This is a genomic window from Allorhizobium sp. DMC15, assembly GCF_056314065.1.
Genome location: NZ_JBQUZB010000004.1, coordinates 364,735 through 383,457, shown reverse-complemented (window position 1 = coordinate 383,457; position 18,723 = coordinate 364,735). Strand labels below are relative to the sequence as shown.

Annotated in this window: 17 protein-coding genes; 6 read left to right on the top strand and 11 right to left on the bottom strand. The window is 62.2% G+C overall.

The window, feature by feature from the left end; all coding sequences use genetic code 11:
• Positions 1-43: 43 nt before the first annotated feature.
• From ACT53S_RS19440 to ACT53S_RS19430, 3 genes are all read right to left on the bottom strand, one after another.
• Complete coding sequence (locus ACT53S_RS19440) at positions 44-982, bottom strand: LysR family transcriptional regulator (RefSeq protein WP_476068176.1); 939 nt, start codon at positions 980-982, stop codon at positions 44-46.
• A gap of 30 nt (positions 983-1,012) precedes the next feature.
• Positions 1,013-1,378: an ArsR/SmtB family transcription factor gene (locus ACT53S_RS19435; RefSeq protein WP_476068175.1), complete on the bottom strand. Its 366-nt coding sequence runs from the start codon at positions 1,376-1,378 to the stop codon at positions 1,013-1,015.
• Positions 1,379-1,463: 85 nt separating this feature from the next.
• Positions 1,464-2,396, bottom strand: a complete 933-nt coding sequence (locus tag ACT53S_RS19430) for an L-lactate dehydrogenase (protein ID WP_476068174.1) — start codon at positions 2,394-2,396, stop codon at positions 1,464-1,466.
• Positions 2,397-2,565: 169 nt separating this feature from the next.
• On the opposite strand from ACT53S_RS19430, the gene ACT53S_RS19425 reads away from it, so the two are divergent.
• The 4 genes from ACT53S_RS19425 to ACT53S_RS19410 all read left to right on the top strand — a co-directional run bounded on the left by ACT53S_RS19425 (position 2,566) and on the right by ACT53S_RS19410 (position 7,900).
• A complete protein-coding gene (locus ACT53S_RS19425) occupies positions 2,566-3,492 on the top strand; it encodes a LysR substrate-binding domain-containing protein (RefSeq protein WP_476068173.1) in 927 nt (308 codons plus the stop codon).
• Positions 3,493-3,593: 101 nt separating this feature from the next.
• Positions 3,594-5,018 carry an aldehyde dehydrogenase gene (gene aldA, locus ACT53S_RS19420; protein WP_476068172.1) on the top strand — a complete coding sequence of 475 codons (1,425 nt, stop codon included), beginning with the start codon at positions 3,594-3,596 and terminating at the stop codon, positions 5,016-5,018.
• 42 nt (positions 5,019-5,060) lie between these two features.
• On the top strand, positions 5,061-6,278 hold the full coding sequence (locus ACT53S_RS19415) for a mandelate racemase/muconate lactonizing enzyme family protein (protein WP_476068171.1): 1,218 nt from the start codon (positions 5,061-5,063) through the stop codon (positions 6,276-6,278).
• Positions 6,279-6,286: 8 nt separating this feature from the next.
• Positions 6,287-7,900, top strand: coding sequence for a GMC family oxidoreductase (locus ACT53S_RS19410; protein ID WP_476068170.1), 1,614 nt, complete (start codon positions 6,287-6,289; stop codon positions 7,898-7,900).
• 64 nt (positions 7,901-7,964) lie between these two features.
• Here ACT53S_RS19410 and ACT53S_RS19405 read toward each other — a convergent pair whose 3' ends face one another.
• The 8 genes from ACT53S_RS19405 to ACT53S_RS19370 form a co-directional block, all read right to left on the bottom strand.
• Positions 7,965-8,372: a F0F1 ATP synthase subunit epsilon gene (locus ACT53S_RS19405; protein ID WP_113379217.1), complete on the bottom strand. Its 408-nt coding sequence runs from the start codon at positions 8,370-8,372 to the stop codon at positions 7,965-7,967.
• A gap of 69 nt (positions 8,373-8,441) precedes the next feature.
• Complete coding sequence (gene atpD, locus ACT53S_RS19400; protein WP_113379216.1) at positions 8,442-9,905, bottom strand: F0F1 ATP synthase subunit beta; 1,464 nt, start codon at positions 9,903-9,905, stop codon at positions 8,442-8,444.
• 24 nt (positions 9,906-9,929) lie between these two features.
• On the bottom strand, positions 9,930-10,808 hold the full coding sequence (locus ACT53S_RS19395) for a F0F1 ATP synthase subunit gamma (RefSeq protein ID WP_113379215.1): 879 nt from the start codon (positions 10,806-10,808) through the stop codon (positions 9,930-9,932).
• A 29-nt stretch (positions 10,809-10,837) separates the two neighbouring features.
• Positions 10,838-12,367 carry a F0F1 ATP synthase subunit alpha gene (gene atpA / locus ACT53S_RS19390; protein ID WP_113379214.1) on the bottom strand — a complete coding sequence of 510 codons (1,530 nt, stop codon included), beginning with the start codon at positions 12,365-12,367 and terminating at the stop codon, positions 10,838-10,840.
• Positions 12,367-12,933: a F0F1 ATP synthase subunit delta gene (locus ACT53S_RS19385; RefSeq protein ID WP_113379213.1), complete on the bottom strand. Its 567-nt coding sequence runs from the start codon at positions 12,931-12,933 to the stop codon at positions 12,367-12,369. The genes atpA and ACT53S_RS19385 overlap by 1 nt, the downstream gene beginning before the upstream one ends.
• Positions 12,934-13,195: 262 nt before the next feature.
• Positions 13,196-13,579, bottom strand: coding sequence for an AGROH133_08824 family phage infection protein (locus ACT53S_RS19380; RefSeq protein WP_476068169.1), 384 nt, complete (start codon positions 13,577-13,579; stop codon positions 13,196-13,198).
• 101 nt (positions 13,580-13,680) lie between these two features.
• Entirely contained in the window at positions 13,681-15,894 is a 2,214-nt protein-coding gene (locus ACT53S_RS19375; protein WP_476068168.1) for a primosomal protein N', read from the bottom strand.
• 87 nt (positions 15,895-15,981) lie between these two features.
• The gene (locus ACT53S_RS19370; protein WP_476068167.1) at positions 15,982-16,380 is read right to left on the bottom strand and encodes a hypothetical protein; all 399 of its coding nucleotides are present in this window, start codon (positions 16,378-16,380) and stop codon (positions 15,982-15,984) included.
• A gap of 242 nt (positions 16,381-16,622) precedes the next feature.
• Here ACT53S_RS19370 and ACT53S_RS19365 point away from each other — a divergent pair, with 242 nt between their 5' ends.
• Together ACT53S_RS19365 and ACT53S_RS19360 are read left to right on the top strand one after the other, a co-directional pair.
• A complete protein-coding gene (locus ACT53S_RS19365) occupies positions 16,623-17,546 on the top strand; it encodes a tyrosine recombinase XerC (RefSeq protein WP_476068166.1) in 924 nt (307 codons plus the stop codon).
• A 74-nt stretch (positions 17,547-17,620) separates the two neighbouring features.
• Positions 17,621-18,715, top strand: a complete 1,095-nt coding sequence (locus ACT53S_RS19360; RefSeq protein WP_476068165.1) for a TraB/GumN family protein — start codon at positions 17,621-17,623, stop codon at positions 18,713-18,715.
• The last annotated feature ends 8 nt before the right edge of the window (positions 18,716-18,723 follow it).

Genomic DNA, 18,723 nt, shown 5'->3' with positions numbered 1-18,723 from the left:
CTCTGGCGGGTTCGTTCATCGGAAGATGATGATGGGTCTGACCTCAAGAGGTCAATACGGCGCTTCCGTCGCTCGATAGAAGATTTCTATCGAAGGCATGCGAGGTCGCCAGCAAGCGCGCCTCATGCAACAGGCCGGAGACGAGCGGGGTGAAGGGCTCGCGATGGGTGGCGACCAGTCCCACCAGATGTTCGGCCTCGGGTGCCGTGATCGGGATCATCCGGATCTCCTCGCCAAAGCCGAAGGATTCCGCGACATTCTTCGGCATGATCGACGCCCATTTGCCAGTCCGGATATGGGAAAAGAGCACGATCATCGAATTGGATTCGAGTGTCGGCTTCGGCGTCACACCGGCCTCCGCCATGTGCTGGTTGATGATCCGGCGGTTCTGCATGTCGGCGGTCAAGAGACAGAGCCTGAGATCGGCCACCTCGCTCCAGGTAACGCTGTCGCGGTCGGCAAGCGGGGTGCCGACACCGGTGATCAGGTGGTAGCGCTCGGAATAGAGCGGCACGCTGGTGACGCGGCCCAAGGGCTCGTTGTCGAGATAGGTGATGCCGGCGTCGATCTCGAGGTTTTCAAGCAGGCTCAAGACCTGCAGCGAGGTGCGCGACAGGACGGAAAATGTCACATCCGGATGCCGGGTCTGGAAGGGTTCGGTCAGCTTCTGCACCATGGCAAGCGCGGTGGGAATGACCGCGAGCCGGATATGGCCGGCCAGACCCCGCCGCGCCGCCCGCATTTCTTCGCGCATGGTGCGGGTGTCGCCAACAATGCGCCGTGCCCATTCGAGCACCCGCTGGCCTTCCGGGGTGAGGCCGAGAAAGCGCGAGCCGCGCTGCACGAGCATCACGCCGAGCTGCTCTTCGAGCTGGCGGATACCGGCCGACAGTGTCGGTTGCGTCACGCCGCATTCCTCCGCTGCACGGCCGAAATGCTGCTGGCGGGCGAGCGCGATGAAGAATTCCAGCTTGTCGATCATGCTCCCCGCCCCACGCTCCTACCGACGAACTCAAGCGTCGGCAAGCGTATCCTCTGCGTCGCGCGCCACGGGCGTCGCTCCGCAATACATCTTGTAGAGCACGGAAATCAGTTCGGCGAGTTGCGGATCGGCGATCCGGTAGTAGATCTGCCTGCCTTCACGGCGGGTCTGCACGACTTTGTCGCTTCTCAGCCGCGCAAGCTGCTGCGAGACGACGGCCTGCTGGATGCCGAGAAACTGCTCGATCTCGGTCACGGATTTTTCGCCCTGACACAGCATGCAGAGCATCAGAAGGCGGGTCTCGTGCGACAGGGCCTTCAGCAATCCGCTTGCGGCGCGGGCTTTCGAGAGGAAGTCTTCGAGAGCCTCTGGCGTGAGTGGCGGCATTTCGTTCATGACGAGGTCCAGAAATGAAGGGCCGTGACTTGCCGGCGCAAGACGTGCCCTGTTGTGCAGTCTTTTAGCATATAGGCTGTGCAACCTACAAAGGAATGGCGTCGGCTCGTTCTTTCAAAAGCGACGCGCTGCGGTTCAGGGCAGAATATTCCCCGTCATCAAGATCCGGGAACAGATCTGCGAGCACACCGCCCGCACCGACCACACGCGGTATGGACAGGGCGACATCACGAACACCAGCGACCTCGGGCGTCGAAATGGAAACAGACAGGACATCCCGCTGGTCACGTGCGATTGCCTTGACGATGCGGGCAAGACCCGCACCGATCCCGTAATAGGTCGAGCCCTTGCCGTTGATGATCTTGTAGGCCGCATTGCGCACGCCATCGTCGATCTGGGCGCGCACCTCCGCCGTCAATGGCGATCCGACCTGAGCGGCAAAGGAGGACAGCGGCACGGAGCCGGCGCGCGCGCTGGTCCAGGCGAGAACCTCGCTGTCCCCGTGTTCGCCGATCACATAGGCATGCACCGATTGCGGCGAGATCCCCAGATGACGTCCGACAAGACTGCGGAAACGCGCGGTGTCGAGGATGGTGCCCGAGCCGATCACCCGGCGCGGATCGATGCCGGAGAGACGCGTGGTGATCTGGGTCATCACGTCGACGGGGTTGGAGGCGATCAATAGGATGGCATCGGGTACAACGGGGAGCACTTCTGCCAGCACGGCACGAAAGACGGCTGCGTTGCGCTCCAGAAGCTCCAGACGCGTTTCGCCCGGCTTCTGGCTGACCCCGGCCGCGAGGATGACGACGCCAGCCCCCTCGAGATCCCGGTACTGACCGGCATTCACCACAGTCGACGACATGAAGGGCACCGCATGGGCGATGTCCTCGGCCTGCGCGACCGCCAGCGCATCATTGCGATCAATGAGCACAATCTCGCTCGCAAGCCCCATCAGCGCCAGCGCATAGCCCGCCGAACTGCCGACCATTCCCGCACCCACAATGCCGACTTTCATGCCGATCTCCCCGGAAGCACAAAACCCTTGAGCCTTATGTCATCGCTCACCCGATGCCATCAACCTGCTATGGCGGAAAGCGTGACACATTCGCGTCAGATGTGCATGGCGAATGATGTCCGCCTCTGATTTAATGCGACAAGGCTCTAAAGGGGATGTTCGAGGGATCATGAGACGGCTGCCCGCCCTGTCTGCGATGAAGGTGTTCGAGGTGGTCGGCCAGACCCGCAGCTTCACCCGTGCTGCCGAATTGCTGAACCTCACCCAGAGCGCCGTCAGCCGCCAGGTGCGCAATCTCGAAGAACAGCTCGGCGAGACGCTGGTCATCCGCCGGCATCATCACCTGGAGCTGACGCCCTCCGGCGCCGAACTGCTCGCTTCGCTGCAGCAGGCGTTCCACACGGTGGAGATGACGGTTCGCAACATCCGCGAGAAGAGCAATCTGCGCCGCCTTCGGATCAACGTTCCCCCGACCTTTGCCAAGCGCTGGCTGATGCCACGGCTGATGAGCCTCAGAGCCTTCCTGCCGGACGTCGATCTGAGCATCACGACCGATCTCGAGGATAATCTCTCCGAACGCGGGATGCTCGACTGCGCCATCCGCTTCGGAGACGGCGAATGGGCGAGCCTCAAGTCGGAACGGCTGTTTACCGAACGCCATATCGCTGTCTGCGCCCCACACCTGATGGAAGGCCTGCGGGATGGCAAGGCGATCGATCTCTCCCGCTTCACCTTCCTGCATGTGCTCGCCTCTGCCGACCAGCGCTATCTCACCTGGCAGCGCTGGCTGGATGCGGCGGGGCTCACCGAGACCGACACGCAGGGCGGACTGGAATTCGACCTCTTGGATCTCGTCATCGAAGCCGCCTGCAACGGTCTGGGTGTCGCCGTCGCCGATCGGTCTATGGTTGCACCGCTGATGCAGACGGGCGCACTCACCCAGGTCCTGGATGTGGAAGTGGAGGGACACGAATCCTACTGGCTGGTGACACGCACCGACCGGGCGCTGTCGCCGCATGTCGAGGCGCTACGACGTTGGCTGAGCCATGAAATCGCTGAAAGCTCGATGCCTTCGCTCCAGCAGGCGCGCGCCTGAAACATTCCTTTTTGGAATGCTCAACCCGACAATAAGTCGCTTGCGAAGAGGCAAGCGCGACTTCCTACTTGGCGCGACTGTCCGTTGTCGGAGCGCCTGCCATGACCACCTTCCAGAACTTCATTACCGGGTCTTTCCGCGAGACCGGTGCCCGTCAGACGATCGAGGTGAAAAACCCCGCCACGGGTAAGGTTTTTGCATCGGTTACGGCGGCGACGGAAGCCGATGTCATTGAGGCGGTGGAGGCGGCCGCTGTTGCCCAGAAGCCTTGGGGTCGCCTGCCGGCCATCGAGCGCGGCAATGCGCTGCGCAGGCTCGCCGACGCCGTGGAGCGCTATCAGCAGAAGATCGGCGCCGCATTGGCGCAGGAGTCCGGCAAGAGCCATGACGATGCCGTGGCCGAAACCGGTTATGGCGTCGAACTGATGCGCTACCACGCCGAATGGGCGCGCCGTGTGGAAGGCGAGGTGATCGAGAGCGACACGCCGGACGAAACCTTGATGCTGAAGCGGGCACCGATCGGGGTCGTCGCCTGCCTGATCCCCTTCAACTTCCCGATCTACACGCTCGTCCGCAAGATCGCCCCGGCCCTGATCACCGGCAATGCCGTGGTCGTGCGCCCCAGCAACAACACTCCGACCTCGGCCTTCGTCTTTGCCGAAGCGATCAAGGAAGCGGATCTCCCTGCGGGTCTCGTCAGCATCATGGCCATGAGCCACGAGGTGGCCCAGGTGATGTCGACCCGACGCGAGGTCGGGATGATCACCCTGACCGGCAGCGTCGCCGCCGGCCAGACGGTCCTGGACTACTGCAAGGTCAATATCGCCAAACCCTCGCTGGAACTCGGCGGCAAGACACCCGTCATCGTCGAACCGGATGCCGATCTCGACGTGGTGACGAAAAGCGTGCTCGCGGCCAAGACGGCCCATTGCGGCCAGGTCTGCACCTCCGTCGAGCGTCTTTACGTGCATGCCTCCGTGCATGGCACGCTTCTCGGCAAGCTCAAGGATGCCTTCGAACGCCGTCACTATGGCGATCGCGCCGAGGATCCGACCCGCATGGGACCGCTGGCGAATGCCGCCGCCCGTCTCAGGGTTCATCACATGGTGGAACGGGCCAAGGCAGACGGCGCCGTCATCGAAACGGGCGGCTTCCTGCCCGCAGGCGACGGCTATTTCTATCCGCCGACCCTGCTCTCCGATTGCCGCCAGGACATGGAGATCGTCCAGGAAGAAGTCTTCGGCCCCGTTCTCGCAGTCATTCCCTATACCGATTTCGACGAAGCATTGGACATGGCAAGCGACCACCAGTTCGGCCTCGCCTCCGTCGTCTTCACCGAGAATTACCGAAAGGTGATGAAGTCCGCGAACGAGATCGAGGCGGGTGAGCTCTACATCAACCGCTTCCCAGCCGATCCCTACCAGGGCTATCACGCCGGCTGGAAGCGCTCCGGCCTCGGCGGCGACGACGGCAAGCACGGCATGCTGGAATTCACCCAGACCCGCCTCGTCATCCTCAAGCACTGATTGCCGATTAGCCGGCTCAAGAATCCTTCATCGGGGGTATCCATGAAAGTCGCTTCGCTCAAGACACACGTCGTCGCAACGCCCGCACCGCATATCGGCGGGATGTACTGGATCTTCGTCGAGCTGGAGACCGCCTGCGGCATCAAGGGCGTCGGCGAGATCTATTCGACCGCCTTCCACCCCTCGGGCATCGCCGTCCTCGTCGAAGACGTCTTCACCCGTTATCTCGAAGGTCACGATCCGCACCAGATCGAGCGCTTCTGGCGTGCGGCCTATTCCAGCGGCTTCACCCAGCGACCCGACCCGACCATGGTCGGGATCATCTCCGGCCTCGAAATCGCCTGCTGGGACATCATCGGAAAGGCTGCGGGACGACCGGTCGCCGATCTGCTCGGCGGCCCGGTCCACGACAAGCTGCGCGCTTACACCTATCTCTATCCGAAGAATGCAGCGGGCGAATATGACTACAACGATCCGGATCTCGCCGCCGAAGAGGCGATCCGCATGGTCGAGGCGGGTTTCACCGGGCTGAAATTCGATCCGGCCGGCCCCTATACCAACTATTCCGGCCACCAACTGTCGCTGGCTGTCATGGACCGTTGCGAGGAGTTTTGCAGCAAGATCCGTGATGCCATCGGCAACCGCGCCGACATCCTGTTCGGCACCCATGGCCAGATGGTGCCGTCATCGGCCATCCGTCTTGCCAAGCGGCTGGAGAAATACGATCCGCTCTGGTTCGAGGAGCCCGTTCCGCCCGGCCAGGAAGCCGCGATGGCGGAAGTCGCCCGCGCCACCTCGATCCCCGTCTCGACGGGCGAGCGGCTGACCACGAAATACGAATTCCAGAGAGTATTGCAGCTTGGCTCTGCCTCCATCCTGCAGATGAATGTCGCTCGCGTCGGCGGCTTGCTGGAGGCGAAGAAGATCGCCGGGATGGCCGAGTCCTTTTATGCGCAGATCGCGCCGCACCTCTACAACGGCCCGGTTGGGGCAGCCGCCTCGATCCAGCTCGCGGCCACCTGCCCGAACTTCCTGATCCACGAGGCGATCATGGATTTCGGCGGCTTCCATGCCGAGGTGCTGAAGACGAAGCTCGGCTTCGACGACGGCTATCTCATTCCCTCGCGCGAGCCGGGCCTCGGCATCGAACTGAACCACGAGGTCATCGCAAAGCACACGCCCTATACCGGCCAGCGACTGCATCTGCAGATGGCGGCGGAGCACGCCGACGTAAAAGCCTTCGCACCGGCCAAAGGTTGATGGCCGCGATGGAATTTGACTTCGTCATCGTCGGTGCCGGATCGGCCGGTTGCATCGTGGCAAGCCGGCTGAGCGAAAACGGGCGCTACACAGTGCTACTGATCGAGGCGGGCGGAGAGGACAAGTCCTTCTGGTTCAAGATCCCGGTGGGCTACGCCAAGAGCTATTACAACCCCAGGGTCAACTGGATGTACCGCACCGAGCCCGAGCCCAATCTCGGCGGCCGCAGGATCTATGCTCCGCGCGGCAAGGTGCAGGGCGGCTCGGGTTCGATCAATGCCATGGTCTTCGTTCGGGGCGACAGCAAGGATTTCGACGACTGGCGGAACGCGGGCAATCCTGGCTGGGCGTACGAAGACGTGTTGCCGTATTTCCGCCGGCTCGAAACGCATCCACAGGGCGAGACCGAATGGCATGGCGGAAAGGGTCCAATTAGTATCACCCCCATGCGCGGTGCCACCCACCCTGTGAGCGACGCCTTTCTCGAGGCTTGCAGCGAGCGGGGACTTCCGGCAAACCCCGACTTCAATGGCGCCGACATCGAAGGCGCAGGTGTGTACGACATCAACACCAGGCGCGGCCGGCGCTCCCATTCCAGCGCCGAATATCTGCGTCCTGCCTTGCGCCGTGGGGCTGTACAGATAGAGCGCAACGCGCTGGCCAGGCGAATCCTCTTGGCGCGAGACGGCACCGCCCAAGGCGTTGAAGTCCTGCAGAACGGCCGCACCCGGACCTTCCGCGCGCGCCGCGAACTCATCCTCAGCGCCGGCGCCGTGGATACGCCAAAGCTGTTGCAGCTCTCAGGGATCGGCGACGGTGCGCTGCTCTTCGCCCATGGCGTTCCGATGCAGCATCACCTGCCGGCGGTGGGACAAAACCTGCAGGACCATCTCTGCGCCAGTTTCTATTATCGATCCACGCGGCCGACCCTGAATGGTGACTTCGCAAGCCTCCTTGGGCAGGCTCGATTTGGTCTCACCTATATTCTCCGACGTAATGGTCCCTTCGCCATGAGCGTCAACCAGGCAGGAGGCTTCTTCCGGGGGAGGCCTGAAGAAGAGCGCCCGAACATCCAGCTCTATTTCAATCCGCTGTCGTACCGGATTCCCGACAATCCTCGCGCGGGCCTGACGCCAGAGCCTTATCCTGGGTTTCTGATGGCCTTCAATCCCTGCCGACCCACCAGTCGCGGCTCTGTCGGCATTGCCTCTGCCGATCCCCTGGCCGCGCCGCTGATCCGCCCGAACTATCTGTCGACGGAACACGATATCGACGAGGTGCTGCAGGGCAGCCGGCTGATGCGGTCCATCGCCGGCGCGTCGGCACTGCAGGCGTGGATCGAAGAGGAAGTGTCCCCTTCAAGAAGCGCCGACAGCGATGACAAGCTTCTGGAATACTTCCGCCTGAACAGTGGATCGATCTACCATCTGTGCGGCACTTGCCGCATGGGCAGCGATCCGGCGCAATCCGTCGTCGATCACCGGCTGCGCGTACACGGCCTTTCCGGCCTGCGCATCGTCGACGCCTCGATTTTTCCCAACATCACGGCGGGTAACATCAATGCCCCCACCATGATGGTCGCAGAAAAGGCCGCCGATATGATTCTGGAAGACAACCGCTAAGGCCATGAACGAAAAAAGCCGGATCTGCGACCCGGCTTCATCGATTGCTTTATGCGGAGCGCGCTCAGGCAGCGACCAGAACACCATTCAGGTTGGTCAGTTCGGCCAGGTACTGCTCAAGGCGGGTACGGTGCTCGTGATGCTCGACACCTTCGAGTTCCTTGCGGGCTTCGTCGATGCGCTTGGTGAGCGTGTCGGGAGCAATTTCAGCGAGCGGAACGGCCGATTCGGCAAGCAGGGTGCAGCCGGTCGGCAGGACGTCGGCGAAGCCGCCAAAGACGACATACTTGCTCACCTGGCCGGAAGCGAGCTTCACGCTGATGATGCCCGGCTTGATGGTGGTCATCGTCGGCGCATGATTGGCCATGACGGTCATTTCGCCGTCGGTCGCCGGAATCACGACCTCGCTCACCTGGGCGGAGAGCAGCAGACGCTCGGGCGAAACGAGCTCAAAGTTGAAATTGTCGGCCATGATCGTTCACTCTCTCATGAAGGGAGGAGCGGCACGCGGAAGCGGGTTCCGCGTGCCGACGTTCCATTCTTAGGCGGCTTCGGCAGCCAGGCGCTTAGCCTTCTCGATGGCTTCCTCGATGGAGCCGACCATGTAGAAGGCAGCTTCCGGCAGGTGGTCGTAGTCGCCGTTGACCAGGCCCTTGAAGCCCTTGATCGTGTCTTCGAGAGCAACGAGCTTGCCCGGCGAACCGGTGAAGACTTCGGCAACGAAGAACGGCTGCGACAGGAAGCGCTCGATCTTACGAGCGCGGGCAACGGTCTGCTTGTCGTCTTCCGACAGTTCGTCCATGCCCAGGATCGCGATGATGTCCTGCAGGGCCTTGTAGCGCTGCAGCGTCGACTGAACCTTACGAGCGACTTCGTAGTGCTCTTCGCCGATGATCATCGGGTCGAGCATACGCGAGGTCGAGTCGAGCGGGTCAACCGCCGGGTAGATACCCTTTTCGGCGATTGAGCGCGACAGAACGGTCGTGGCGTCCAGGTGGGCGAACGAGGTGGCCGGAGCCGGGTCGGTCAAGTCGTCGGCCGGAACGTAGATGGCCTGAACCGAGGTGATCGAACCCTTGGTCGTGGTGGTGATGCGTTCCTGCATCGCGCCCATGTCGGTAGCAAGCGTCGGCTGGTAACCAACGGCCGACGGGATACGGCCGAGCAGAGCGGACACTTCAGAACCTGCCTGGGTGAAGCGGAAGATGTTGTCGACGAAGAACAGAACGTCCTGGCCCTTGTCGCGGAAGTCTTCAGCGATCGTGAGACCGGTCAGAGCAACGCGTGCGCGTGCACCCGGCGGTTCGTTCATCTGGCCGTAAACGAGAGCAGCCTTGGAGCCTTCGCCACCGCCGTGCTTGTTGACGCCCGATTCGATCATTTCGTGGTAGAGGTCGTTGCCTTCGCGGGTACGTTCGCCCACGCCAGCAAAGACCGAGTAACCACCGTGCGCCTTGGCGACGTTGTTGATCAGTTCCATGATGAGAACGGTCTTGCCGACGCCGGCGCCGCCGAACAGGCCGATCTTACCGCCCTTGGCGTAAGGAGCCAGCAGGTCGACGACCTTGATGCCGGTGACGAGGATCTGGGCTTCAGTCGACTGCTCGACGTAAGCAGGGGCTTCCTGGTGGATGGCGCGACGGCCTTCCGTGACCAGCGGGCCAGCTTCGTCAACCGGCTCGCCGATGACGTTCATGATACGGCCGAGCGTTTCGGGACCGACCGGAACCGAGATCGGAGCACCGGTGTCGGTGACCGGCTGGCCGCGGACGAGACCTTCGGTGGAGTCCATGGCGATCGTGCGAACCTGGTTTTCACCGAGGTGCTGCGCCACTTCGAGAACGAGGCGGTTGCCGCCGTTGTCGGTTTCCAGCGCGTTCAGGATCGGCGGCAGTTCGCCGTCGAACGCGACGTCGACGACGGCGCCGATGACCTGAGTGACCTTACCGCGAGCACCGGCTGCGGAGGTCACCGCCTGAGACTTGGGGGTAGCTGCCTTAGCCATTTGTCTTACCCTCTTTCCTTAACCTCAGAGCGCTTCCGCGCCCGAAATGATTTCAATGAGTTCCTTGGTGATCTGGGCCTGGCGCTGACGGTTGTAGGACAAGGTCAGCTTGTTGATCATTTCACCAGCATTGCGCGTCGCATTGTCCATGGCGCTCATCTTGGCGCCCATTTCACCAGCAACGTTTTCGAGCAGGGCCCGGAAGATCTGAACCGAGATATTGCGCGGGATCAGATCCGTGAGGATCGCCGACGCATCCGGCTCGTATTCATAAAGCGCGGTCGCACCCGTCTCCGAGGCAGCAGCCGGCGGTGCCGCCGGAACGAGCTGGAGAGCGGTCGGAACTTGGCTGATCACCGACTTGAACTCGGCATAGAACAGCGTGCAGACATCGAACTCGCCGCGGTCGAACATGCCGATGACCTTGCGGCCGATGGCATCTGCATCGGCAAAGCCAACGCGCTTGACGTCACGCAAATCCACGCGCTCGACGATCATACCGCCGAATTCGCGACGCAGGCTGTCGTAGCCCTTCTTGCCGACGCAGAAGAACTTGACCGTCTTGCCGGCGGCCAGGAGCTTGCGCGCATGGTCACGGGCAAAACGCGAGATCGACGAGTTGAAACCGCCGCAAAGACCACGTTCCGCGGTGCAGACGACGAGCAGATGCACGTCGTCCTTGCCGGTGCCCGTCATCAGGCGCGGTGCGCTGTCGTCCGTGCCGACCGCCTGTGCGATATTGGCCAGGACGACGCCCATGCGCTGCGAATACGGGCGGGCAGCCTCGGCCGCTTCCTGAGCGCGACGCAGCTTCGCCGCGGCGACCATCTTCATCGCCTTGGTGATCTTCTGCGTCGCCTTGACGGAGGCGATCCGGTTTTTCAGATCCTTAAGTGAAGGCATCCGTTATCCGTCCTTGGCTTGAGCCTGAATTAGGCGAAGTTCTTGGCGAAGGTATCGAGAGCGGCCTTGAGCTTGCCCTTGGTATCGTCGCTGATCGCCTTTTCGGTGCGGATGGCATCGAGGATCGCCTTGCCTTCCGAATGGAGGTAGGAGAGCAGGCCCTGTTCGAACTTGCCGACCTGGTTCACGGCGATCTTGTCGAGATAGCCGTTCACGCCCGCGAAGATCACAGCAACCTGTTCTTCCGTCTTGAGCGGCGAGAACTGCGGCTGCTTCAGGAGTTCCGTCAGACGGGCACCACGGTTCAGCAGGCGCTGCGTGGCGGCGTCGAGGTCGGAACCGAACTGGGCGAAGGCGGCCATTTCGCGATACTGGGCGAGTTCACCCTTGATCGAGCCGGCAACCTGCTTCATCGCCTTGACCTGAGCGGCCGAACCGACGCGCGAAACCGACAGACCGACGTTAACGGCCGGACGAATGCCCTGGTAGAACAGGTCGGTTTCAAGGAAGATCTGGCCGTCGGTGATCGAGATCACGTTGGTCGGAATGAAGGCCGAAACGTCGTTGCCCTGGGTTTCGATGACCGGCAGAGCCGTCAGCGAGCCAGCGCCGGCAGCGTCGCCCATCTTGGCGGCGCGCTCGAGCAGACGCGAGTGCAGATAGAAGACGTCGCCCGGATAAGCTTCGCGGCCCGGCGGACGGCGCAGAAGGAGCGACATCTGACGGTAAGCAACGGCCTGCTTGGAAAGGTCGTCGTAAGCGATCAGGGCATGCTTGCCGTTGTCGCGGAAGTATTCGCCCATCGCGCAACCGGCGAACGGTGCGAGGTACTGCATCGGAGCCGGGTCGGACGCGGTCGCAGCAATGACGATCGAGTACTGCAGCGCGCCGCGCTCTTCGAGCACCTTGACGAACTGAGCAACGGTCGAGCGCTTCTGGCCGATAGCAACATACACGCAGTACAGCTTGTCGTTTTCAGCGCCGTTGTCGTGGACGGCCTTCTGGTTGAGGAAGGCGTCGAGGATGATCGCGGTCTTGCCGGTCTGGCGGTCACCGATGACCAGTTCGCGCTGGCCGCGGCCAACCGGGATCAGGGCGTCGATGGCCTTGAGGCCGGTCGACATCGGCTCGTGAACCGACTTGCGCGGAATGATGCCCGGAGCCTTCACGTCGACGCGCGAACGCTTCGCGGCATTGATCGGGCCCTTGCCGTCGATCGGGTTACCGAGCGCGTCGACGACGCGGCCGAGCAGTTCCGGACCGACCGGGACGTCGACGATGGCGCCGGTCCGCTTGACGATGTCGCCTTCCTTGATTTCGCGGTCGGCACCGAACAGAACCACACCGACGTTGTCGGCTTCGAGGTTGAGCGCCATGCCGCGGATGCCGCCCGGGAACTCGACCATTTCGCCGGCCTGAACGTTGTCGAGGCCGTAGACGCGGGCGATACCGTCACCGACGGACAGAACCTGGCCGACTTCGGAGACTTCCGCCTCTTTGCCGAAGTTCTTGATTTGATCTTTCAGAATTGCGGAAATTTCCGCGGCGCGGATATCCATCAGCCAACCTCTTTCAGTGCAAGCTTAAGGGTGGAAAGTTTGGTGCGAAGAGACGTGTCGATCTGGCGGGAGCCGACCTTGACGATCAGGCCGCCGAGCAGGGAGGGATCGACCGTGACGGAGATCGAGACTTCCTTGCCGGTAACGCTCTTCAGCGCCGCCTTCAGTTCGGTTTCCTGCTCAGCCGAAAGGGCGTGAGCGGAGGTGACATCAGCCGTGACCTCGCCCTTGTGGCGAGCAACGGCCTGACGATAACCAGCCACCATGCCAGAAACGGCGAACAGGCGGCGATTGCCGGCGACGACCTTGAGGAAGTTCAGGACCAGCGCGCTGAAACCGGCCTTCTGACCGATCGCGCTGATCGCATTCACTTGATCCTCGGCCGTGAAAACAGGCGACAGAACCAGGCGCTGCAAATCGGCGCTTTCGTCGATCATCGCCTGGAAACGATTGAGATCGGCAGCAACGACGTCCAGCGCACCGGCTTCGAGCGCGAGCTCGAAAAGCGACGATGCGTAACGCTCGGCCACGCCGGAAATCACTTGGGATGTGTCTGCCACGGGCAAAAAATTCCCTGATCTTGACCCAGGACGCCCAGCTCCTCGAAGAAGGCTCAGCAAGACCCTGAAATCGTTTTGTTTTCCTCAAAAACTCAAGCGAATTACGCTTGCGTTTTCCGAATTTCGCGGTTCGTCTAGCATAGCGTATCCAGACTCGCAACACGCGTATTAACGGTTTGCTCCTTGAGAGCAAGGCCTCCGGCCGATTTTTGTCCGGATCTGCGTCAAATTGGCGAAATCCCCTTCGCCGGGACGACAAATCCGATCTTCAGGTCAGACCAAAGACATAGGCGAGCGGCAGGGCAGCCGCGACAAGCTGCACAACCAGAAGCAGCACATTGCGCCAGGTGCCCCCATGATCCGACATGATGGACAGGATGCGGGCGAAGGCGGCGAGTGCCATGGCGGCGCCGAAGGCGAGATAGACGGTCGGCTGTGCGAGCAGCAGGGCCGTTCCGGAAAAGCCGACCATCAACCCGCCGGCAGACCGCGTTGCCCCGAGGCCTTCCGGCCGATCTCCGCTGATCGCGAGACCGAGCAATCTGAGCGTCAGACCGGGTGCGAACAGGACGAAACAGCCGATCAGAGCTGTAGCAGCGGCAGCGACGAAGGCCAGTTGCTCGCCGGTTTCGGTTGGAAAATAGAACTCCATGGATGATCCTGAGATGAAGAAAGCCGCGCGGCTTATGGCACAGATCGTTCAAGCGCGGTATCGGCATTGAGGACTTTTCTTGCCCGCAACCGGCAGGACGGTCAGAGGAAGCTCTGCGGATCGACATCCACCTGCACCTGGATCGAGCGGCGCTCTTTCGGGCCTCTCTCCAGCAGACTGCGCACGAAGCTCTGCATGTCGCTGCTGCGGCGCCCGTGGACGAGCAGGCGGAAACGGTGCCGGCCCCGGATCAGCGCAAGCGGCGCTTCGGCGGGTCCGAGGATGGTAATGCCCGACTCGACCGGCGCGGTCTGTCGAAGTGCACGGGCGTGGCCCTCGGCTTCGGCGCGGGTATCGGCGGAGACAATGATCGACACCAGACGGCCATAAGGCGGCAGTTGCGCCCTCTCCCGCTCGATGATCTCCCGTTCGTAAAAGGCCGTGGCATCGCCTGACACCAGCGCCTGCATCACCGGATGCTGCGGCTGGAAGGTCTGCATCAGACCCAGGCTCTTGCGACCGGTACGCCCGGCGCGCCCCGTGACCTGAGAGAGAAGCTGGAAGGTGCGCTCGGCAGCCCGGGGATCACCGTTGGAGAGACCGATATCGGCATCGATAATGCCAACCAGCGTCATCAGCGGAAAGTTATGCCCCTTGGCGACGAGCTGTGTGCCGATGACGATGTCGGCTTCGCCATTGGCGATCGCTTCGAGTTCGAGACGCAGCCGCTTGACCCCGCCGAGATCGGACGACAGCACCAGGGTGCGCGCGTCCGGAAAATGTTTCTCAACTTCCTCGGCGATGCGTTCGACGCCGGGGCCGCAGGCGACGAGATGATCAAGGGTGCCGCATTCGGGGCAGGCATTCGGCGTCGGCTCGTGATAGCCGCATTGGTGGCACTGGATCTGGCCCCGGAACCTGTGCTCCACCAACCAGCTCGAACATTGTGGGCACTGGAAGCGATGGCCGCAGACGCGGCAGAGCGTCAGTGGCGCATAGCCGCGACGATTGAGAAAGAGCAAGGCCTGCTCGCCCCGCTCGACCGCCTTGCCAACGGATCGCAGGAGCACCGGGGACAGGAAGCCGCCACGCTCCGGCGGGTGCCGGCGCATGTCGATGAGATGCAGATCCGGCATCGCCGCATCGGCAAAGCGGGTCGGCAGGTGGATGCGATGATAGCGTCCGGCGATGCAGTTGACCTGGCTCTCGACCGAGGGTGTGGCGGACACGAGAACCACTGGAAACTTGGCAATCCGGGCACGGACCACCGCCATGTCGCGCGCATTGTAGAAGACGCGGTCTTCCTGCTTGAAGGCAGGGTCGTGCTCTTCATCAACGATGATCAGCCCCAGATTTTCGAAGGGCAGGAACAGGGCCGAGCGGGCACCGGCCACAACCCGGATTTCGCCCGTCGCCGCCTGCCGCCAGACCTTTTCGCGCGTCCGTGTTGCAAGATCCGAATGCCACTCGCCGGGTTTTGCGCCGAAACGGTCCTGGAAGCGCTCGAGGAAATTGGCGGTAAGCGCGATTTCAGGCAGCAGGATGAGCACCTGCTTGCCCTGTTTCAGCGTTTCCGCGATCGCCTCGAAATAGACCTCCGTCTTGCCAGACCCGGTGACGCCATCAATCAGCGAGACGGAAAAACCACCATTGCGGATCTGCCCGCGCAACTCATCGGCCGCCTCCAACTGCGGTCCGGCGAGCCGATGTTCCGCGTAGTCGGGATCAGGCATCGCGACGATCGGCGGGGGCGGCAGGAAGACCTGTTCAAAAACGCCCTGCCTGGAGAGACCGTCGATGACGCTGGTGGAAACCCCGGTTGCGTGGACGAGACCACTTTTCGTCCAGGCCAGGCCATCGCTGGCGAGCGTCAGCACCTTCTGCCGCGCCGGCGTCATCTTCTCCGGCTGGTATCCGCTGTAGCGAAGGCCCTCGATCATCGGCTCCGGATCAAGGGCCGCCGGCGCGCGCAACGCCATGCGGGCGACGTAGCCGGGAGGCGAAAGCGTGTAGCTTGCCACCCAATCAAGGAAAGCGCGCATGTCCTGATCGAGCGGCGGGCAGTCGAAGACCTTGGTGATCTCGCGCAGCTTCTTCGGATCAACGGTCGAACCGTCCTCACCATCCCAGACGATGCCGACCACCTGGCGCGGCCCGAGCGGCACCTGGACGATCGCGCCGGGCTCGACGGTGACACCATCGGGCACGGCATAGCTATAGGCGGTGGGCGCCGGCATGGGCACCAGCACCGGCACGACCTTGCGGCGCGGACTGTCGAAGAGTTCGCCGAAAAGGGTATTCGAATCGTCCTTCATCGGCCCGCAACTTGCCCCCGCCGGCCGGGAAAGGAAACACTCTTGTGATTGAACAGCCCGCCTTCGAGCGCTATCGCGACGCAGTTTCTAAGCGGGCAGACATTGCGGGATCAGGTGGAATATCTGCTCAAGGCTGTAGGCGTAATAGAGGCAGCCGGCGATGAAGATGATCCAGACGGCGATGACGCCCGCCATGCCGCCCGCACTGCGGCGTTTGAGCCTTCGCTCCCATCCGAAGCGCTCATCGGAAGAACCGTAGTACTCTTCCAGGAAGCGCAGATAATCGCCGATCTTGAACACATGCCGCATCTGCAGGATGGAAAACAGCAGCCCCATGACCCCGAGGATGATCGGCACTTTCCAGAGCATGGAGAGTGCTTCGGTCGGGATATTCAGACAAATCCGTTCCCCAACGGTCTTCGTGGAATTGGTCGCAAGCCACGCCACCATGGCCGCGGAAGCCACCGGCACGAACTGGACCATCATGAATATCTTTTCGATCGAGTTGTTGATCTCGGCTCTGAGACACCTGTATTCTTCGAAGTGAAATTCATGTTTTGGATCCATCGTCGCCCCGTTCTGTCATCAGAAGCTCTTGCCACGAGATAACAAGCAGAAAGAAGGAGCATGATAAAGCGCCAACTTCATGCAGAGCACTGCTGTTAGTGCTTCGGTAAGCAATCGCACGCCATCGTGGCCGAGTGGCACAACCTTTGAAGGCGCAAGAATTGATCCCGGCTGACGAAAGACTTCTCGGCGAGCGCGCTGCCTGGCTCGAAAGGCTGGGCGCGGAACGCCGCCTGTCCGGCAACACGCTGGAAGCCTATGAGCGCGATACTCGCCAATTCTTGCAATTTCTCTCCGGCTACATCGGCGGCACGGTTCGTCTCGACGACGTCAAGGACCTGCGACCGGCGGATCTGCGTGCCTTTCTCGCCTCTCGCCGAAAGGAAGGGGCTGGCGCCCGCTCACTCGGACGCCATCTTGCGGGTCTGAGGTCCTTCCTGCGCTTTCTCGAACGAGAGGGTCTGGTCAACGCTGCCGGCGCGACGGCAGTGCGGTCTCCCAAACAGCCGAAGTCCCTGCCCAAGCCGCTGACGGGCAGTCAGGCCGTCACAGTGGTCGACCGGAACACACAGATGAACGAGGAACCCTGGATCGCTGCCCGCGATGCCGCCGTCCTCTCTCTCCTTTATGGCTGCGGCCTTCGCATTTCCGAAGCGCTCGATCTCACCCCCACCGCCTTCAAAGCCGGTGCGACGAGCCTCCGTGTCACCGGCAAGGGCGGCAAGACTCGGCTGGTTCCGCTTCTGCCCGTGGTCGCCGCAGCGGTCGAAACCTACAGCAAGCTCTGCCCCTATCATCTGCAGGAGTCGGAGCCTCTGTTTCGCGGTGCGCGCGGAAGCAAGCTGCAGCCGGCAATCATCCAGCGCGAGATGCAGCGGCTGCGCTCAGCACTCGGCCTGCCCGATTCGGCAACACCCCACGCGCTGCGCCATTCCTTCGCCACCCATTTGCTCGGAAGCGGTGGCGATCTGCGTACGATTCAGGAACTGCTCGGTCACGCCAGCCTCTCGACGACCCAGATCTATACCGGCGTCGACAGCGCGCGACTTCTCGACATCTACGACCGCGCTCATCCCCGCGCCTGACCGGCGTTAACCACGATCGTTAAACAAAAGTGAGGACCGGCACCTCTAATGTCCCGGTTTACACAGGAGACGTCATGAACACGCACCGCCTCTTCTCGCTGCGATCCGCTCTTCCGCGCCCGGCTGCGGTCGACGTCCTGTTCTGGCTGGCCAGCGCGCTGCCCCTTTTGCTGCTGGTCGTGCTCGTGACCACTCTCGTATCGATGTCGCCGGCCCGGGCCGCCAGCGAAATCACCTGCAACGGCCGAAACCTTCTGACCGTCATGGAGAAGGACAATCCGGCCGAACTGAAGAAAATCCGGGACGAGGCGGCGAAGGTGCCGAACGGGACCGGCATCTTCTGGAAAATCGAAAAGCAAGGTCTAGCCCCCTCCTGGTTGCTCGGGACGATGCATGTCACCGATCCCCGCGTTCTCACCATGCCGCCCGGCGCGCGCGAGGCGGCTGATGCCGCCGATACCGTGGTGATTGAATCGGACGAGATCCTCGATGAGCAGAAGGCCAGCGCAACGCTGTTGATGCATCCTGAGCTCACCATGTTTACCGACGGGACCAGCATCAAGGATCACCTTGACGCCGAAGACCTGACGGCGCTGGAAAAGGGCTTGAAGGAGCGCGGCTTGGCTCTGGGCGCGGTATCGAAGATGAAGCCCTGGATCCTTGCGAGCTTCGTCGCCTTGCCCGCCTGCGAAATGTCCCGCAAGGCGGGTGGCGCCTCCTTCCTCGACAAGCAGATTGCAGAAAATGCCGTCAAAGCAGGCAAGTCACTGGTCGGCCTGGAGACCATGGTCGAGCAATTGCAAGCCATGGCGGACCTGCCTGTCGATTTTCACTTCCAGGCGCTGATCGAAACCATCGCGCTGGGTGACAAGATGGAAGACGTCACGGAAACCATGACCGAGCTCTATCTGAGCGGCGAGATCGGCATGACCATGCCGATGCTGAAGGCCGTCGCGCCGATGCCGAAAGATGGCGACGAAAGCGCCTATGCCGCCTTCGAGGACCGCATCGTTCGCGACCGCAATCTGGTCATGGCCAAAGGCAGCCTGCCGCTCCTGGAAAAGGGCAATGCCTTCATCGCCGTCGGCGCTCTCCACCTCCCAGGCGAAGAGGGCCTCGTCGAACTTTTCCGCAAGCAGGGTTTTACGGTCACGCGCGCCACAAACTGACGTCTCAA

What these genes read in the sequence shown, in the direction of transcription:
- ACT53S_RS19405 (WP_113379217.1), bottom strand. Translation starts at nt 8,372, where the DNA reads ATGGCCGACAATTTCAACTTTGAGCTCGTTTCGCCCGAGCGTCTGCTG.
- ACT53S_RS19370 (WP_476068167.1), bottom strand. Translation starts at nt 16,380, where the DNA reads ATGATGGTCCAGTTCGTGCCGGTGGCTTCCGCGGCCATGGTGGCGTGG.
- ACT53S_RS19360 (WP_476068165.1), top strand. Translation starts at nt 17,621, where the DNA reads ATGAACACGCACCGCCTCTTCTCGCTGCGATCCGCTCTTCCGCGCCCG.
- ACT53S_RS19430 (WP_476068174.1), bottom strand. Translation starts at nt 2,396, where the DNA reads ATGAAAGTCGGCATTGTGGGTGCGGGAATGGTCGGCAGTTCGGCGGGC.
- ACT53S_RS19425 (WP_476068173.1), top strand. Translation starts at nt 2,566, where the DNA reads ATGAGACGGCTGCCCGCCCTGTCTGCGATGAAGGTGTTCGAGGTGGTC.
- aldA (WP_476068172.1), top strand. Translation starts at nt 3,594, where the DNA reads ATGACCACCTTCCAGAACTTCATTACCGGGTCTTTCCGCGAGACCGGT.
- ACT53S_RS19435 (WP_476068175.1), bottom strand. Translation starts at nt 1,378, where the DNA reads ATGAACGAAATGCCGCCACTCACGCCAGAGGCTCTCGAAGACTTCCTC.
- ACT53S_RS19395 (WP_113379215.1), bottom strand. Translation starts at nt 10,808, where the DNA reads ATGCCTTCACTTAAGGATCTGAAAAACCGGATCGCCTCCGTCAAGGCG.
- atpD (WP_113379216.1), bottom strand. Translation starts at nt 9,905, where the DNA reads ATGGCTAAGGCAGCTACCCCCAAGTCTCAGGCGGTGACCTCCGCAGCC.
- ACT53S_RS19380 (WP_476068169.1), bottom strand. Translation starts at nt 13,579, where the DNA reads ATGGAGTTCTATTTTCCAACCGAAACCGGCGAGCAACTGGCCTTCGTC.
- ACT53S_RS19375 (WP_476068168.1), bottom strand. Translation starts at nt 15,894, where the DNA reads ATGAAGGACGATTCGAATACCCTTTTCGGCGAACTCTTCGACAGTCCG.
- ACT53S_RS19415 (WP_476068171.1), top strand. Translation starts at nt 5,061, where the DNA reads ATGAAAGTCGCTTCGCTCAAGACACACGTCGTCGCAACGCCCGCACCG.
- ACT53S_RS19410 (WP_476068170.1), top strand. Translation starts at nt 6,287, where the DNA reads ATGGAATTTGACTTCGTCATCGTCGGTGCCGGATCGGCCGGTTGCATC.
- atpA (WP_113379214.1), bottom strand. Translation starts at nt 12,367, where the DNA reads ATGGATATCCGCGCCGCGGAAATTTCCGCAATTCTGAAAGATCAAATC.
- ACT53S_RS19440 (WP_476068176.1), bottom strand. Translation starts at nt 982, where the DNA reads ATGATCGACAAGCTGGAATTCTTCATCGCGCTCGCCCGCCAGCAGCAT.